The 1305-nt window shown below is 50.9% G+C and carries 3 protein-coding genes; all 3 read left to right on the top strand.

Annotation, left to right across the window (positions count from 1 at the left end):
• Positions 1 to 548: RHS repeat-associated core domain-containing protein (locus ACPEES_RS23420; protein WP_435106930.1), on the top strand; the 548-nt coding region annotated here is incomplete at its 5' end.
• Positions 545 to 973, top strand: a complete 429-nt coding sequence (locus ACPEES_RS23415) for a type II secretion system protein GspG (RefSeq protein WP_435106928.1) — start codon at positions 545 to 547, stop codon at positions 971 to 973. The genes ACPEES_RS23420 and ACPEES_RS23415, both read left to right, overlap by 4 nt.
• An 84-nt stretch (positions 974 to 1057) precedes the next feature.
• Positions 1058 to 1305, top strand: a 248-nt coding sequence (locus ACPEES_RS23410; protein WP_435106926.1) for a hypothetical protein, incomplete at its 3' end; no start/stop codon positions are given.

Raw genomic sequence — 1305 nt, 5'->3', positions numbered from 1 at the left:
GCTTCGCCGGCGGCCTCTATGATCCGGACACCGGGCTCGTGCGCTTCGGGGCGCGGGACTATGATCCGGAAGTGGGGAGATGGACCGCTAAGGATCCGATATTGTTCCAAGGCGGAGTAGCGAATCTATTCGGATATGTGGCAAATGATCCAGTTAACAAATCTGATTTGACCGGGCTTGCTCAAAAGGATCTTGAAAAAGCTCAGAGTATTCTTGAGAAGCTGCACCCGAATTATTTCAATGAGGATGCTGATGTGGAACTTGGTCCAACGCCGGGCGACTTTGGGAGGACGGAATTCTGGTCAGGCAATATTGTGATGTCCAATGAGTTTGAGGGGCCGTTGACCGATGACCAGAAGATAAAATTGTTGGAAAACCTGGCTCATGAGTATCAGCATTCAAACGATGGCGTTATGGGTAGAGCCAGAACCAATATTGAAGATTTTCTCGGAATTTCTGGGCGGCACGATGAAATTTTCCGGAATTCGATGCGGCTGTCTAGGGATGCATACGAAGATATGGTCGCCGAAGAGGATCCTTGTCCGTGAAAAGGTTCGCCCTCTGTTTGTTTCCTTGTTTGAGGTGCGCTCTGCTTGTCGTGGTCTCATCATTGTTGCCCGTTTTGGCGCAGGGTGAGACCAATAAACAGGAGTATGTGCTGCACCAGTTGCACCTAATAAGGGATGCCCTCATCCGTTATAAGGAAGATGTTGGACAATTTCCGAGCGCTCGAGAGGGGCTGGTAAACCTCATTGATCAACCTGTGGATGCTAAAGGTTGGAAAGGCCCCTATTTGCGATATCCAATTGTTCCAAAGGACGCATGGGGGAATAATTATAGGTATGTTCAATGTTATATTAGTAAAGTGGCAGGCGTCATGATCTATTCGTTAGGCCCAAACGAAAACGACGAATATGGAAGCGGAGACGACCTGGTTGTGGCATGTGCTTATGACAAAATTCAGGATCGATAAGAGTGAGTTTTTCATTTTGAAGTGTCCTAGGTTGGTGGGGTTTCATGAGGTCGTTTCTTAAATCCGTGCCGCACGCCTCCAAGCGTGCACTGCCAGCGGTTACATATTGGTGGCCAGCTCGTCCAAGGCAGGCGCTATCGTAACCGGCTCATCCCAGTCGCTGAGCTCGACAAATCACGCAACGTCGTCGCCCACTTCGTCTATGCCGACAAGGCGAACGTGCCCGCGTACATGATCAAAGGCGGCACCACTTATCGCCTCATCTCCAACCACCTCGGCAGCGTGCGCCTGGTGGTGAACACCGACACCGGCGACATCGCCCAGCGCCTCGA

Source organism: Arhodomonas sp. AD133, assembly GCF_051195215.1.
GTDB lineage: Bacteria > Pseudomonadota > Gammaproteobacteria > Nitrococcales > Nitrococcaceae > Arhodomonas.
Note: the sequence above shows the minus strand (reverse complement) of the source record. Positions and strands in the feature narration are given on the sequence as shown.